This is a genomic window from Moorena sp. SIO3B2, from assembly GCF_010692525.1.
GTDB classification, from domain to species: domain Bacteria; phylum Cyanobacteriota; class Cyanobacteriia; order Cyanobacteriales; family Coleofasciculaceae; genus Moorena; species Moorena producens.
In genome coordinates, this window is sequence record NZ_JAAHHE010000816.1 from 1 (window position 1) to 1,644 (window position 1,644).

The following is a 1,644-nucleotide window of genomic DNA, read 5'->3' on the forward strand; positions in this document are numbered from 1 at the left end:
TGGTAAGTAGGGCTGAATTCTCTGTTTGTAGTCCTTGCTGAAAGAAGGCACATCATCCAGCACGATCAATGCTGTTCCTTCTGGCCAATGCCCCCAGCAGTATTCTACCTGTTGGTTGAACTCTAGTTGATCTGGAATGGTTAATCCTAATTTAGTACGGGCAAAATTGACAACTTGAGTCCCGAGATCCAAGCCTCGCACTGGGAACCAGCACAACCCACCAGGGTAGTTGTGCTGATTGTTCAGAGCATATTGTAGAGCTAATTCGGTTTTGCCCACACCGCCCATTCCGGCAATGGCACAAATCACTAATTGATTGGTCTGTTCAAATTCCTGATGGAGCTGCTCAAGTTGAGCATCTCTACCGACAAAGTGGGGAGTGCCACGATTGATAATGTTACTGGGGGGATTTAATTTTGTCCGTTCCCGGTCGGACGACTTGAGCTAATGCTCATGAATAGGAATCTCGCCAAGATAAACTGTTCCGTTGCTGTCATCCTTTAGCCGTACAGTAGTTTTGAGGCATTCTTTGATAAATTTCTTGACACTAAGATAGAGCTCACTGTCTGGAGACTTGGGTTTGGATATCGAAATGTGGTCATCTGGCATGGCAACCGGCTTCACTCCTGCAATGCCTGGGTTGGCACTATCCTCGTCTACAACCAAAATCCCTTTCAAAGGCTGGGTTTCGTAATAGACCTTTGTGTCAATTCCTAAACGAGGAGCATTTTGTGTATACCACTGATTTAATTCCCTTAACTGAGGGGCATGAGCTTTGAGTTCCTCCACACTTACTGTAGTTCGTGTAACAATGCGAATTTTATCAATTACATCAGCTAGATCAGATCCAGTGTGGGGAGTACCCAGAAATACTATTCCTTTAGTCTGCTCAATAATGCCTTTATAGTTATCATAATCATTAGCACTACGAAGCATCTTTTTGACTAAAAGCCCGCCCAGACTGTGAGTAATAAATACTAATGGACGTTTACCCAGATCCCGACTATCTAAGCAATCTAATAAATTACTGGCTTGATCGAAAAGAGGCATACTGCTGTTGCTTTTCCAGTTTGTCGCTTCAGCGTTATACCCAAACGACCAGATGTTAAGACCTAGCTGATCGTTTCCTAACCAAACTGGCCAGAAGTCATCATCATCCGGGAGCATCCCATTTTGGAAACAATATTACCCAAAGCAACGATATTTCAAGGGTTTCAGCCCCCTAAAAAGAGCTAACGTGCCAAATTGGGATGCTCCCTCATCATCCCCTTTTTCCTTAGGATGCCACGTGCTTCTAGCATCCCCTCCCAGCCCGTGAACAAACACGATATCCGCACTGGGCAATGAGTCTTGGTGGCTTGAGATTTTAATCAAGCCCGTCAATTTACTCAAGGATTAGCCTCCAGTTAACTATATAGCATTAACCAGTAGATGCATGAAACCCAATCTCGATTTAGTCTAACAAAAAAATCTAGGGAGTCGGGAGTCGGAAGTCGGGAATAGGGGAAAAAGTTATCACAATTCATTTTATATACCTATCACATTTTCTATTATATATTTCATTTTTTTTTCTTACTGTTGCCGATGATATCAGTAAATTAACTTCCAATAAAAATGCGATTGATCTGCATGTCACGCTAAGCG

At 43.1% G+C, this 1,644-nt stretch carries 3 protein-coding genes; all 3 read right to left on the reverse strand.

The genetic code is table 11. The annotated features are described in order from the left end of the window. The coding region (locus F6K38_RS41385; RefSeq protein WP_353737295.1) for an NB-ARC domain-containing protein at nucleotides 1-396 on the reverse strand (396 nt) is incomplete at its 3' end. A gap of 48 nt (nucleotides 397-444) precedes the next feature. Next, nucleotides 445-1,050, reverse strand: coding sequence for a lipase family protein (locus F6K38_RS41390; protein ID WP_287360647.1), 606 nt, complete (start codon nucleotides 1,048-1,050; stop codon nucleotides 445-447). A 135-nt stretch (nucleotides 1,051-1,185) separates the two neighbouring features. Further along, a complete protein-coding gene (locus F6K38_RS41395) occupies nucleotides 1,186-1,392 on the reverse strand; it encodes a hypothetical protein (RefSeq protein ID WP_287360649.1) in 207 nt (68 codons plus the stop codon). Between the last annotated feature and the right edge of the window lie 252 nt (nucleotides 1,393-1,644).

What these genes read in the sequence shown, in the direction of transcription:
- F6K38_RS41390 (WP_287360647.1), bottom strand. Translation starts at nt 1,050, where the DNA reads ATGCCTCTTTTCGATCAAGCCAGTAATTTATTAGATTGCTTAGATAGT.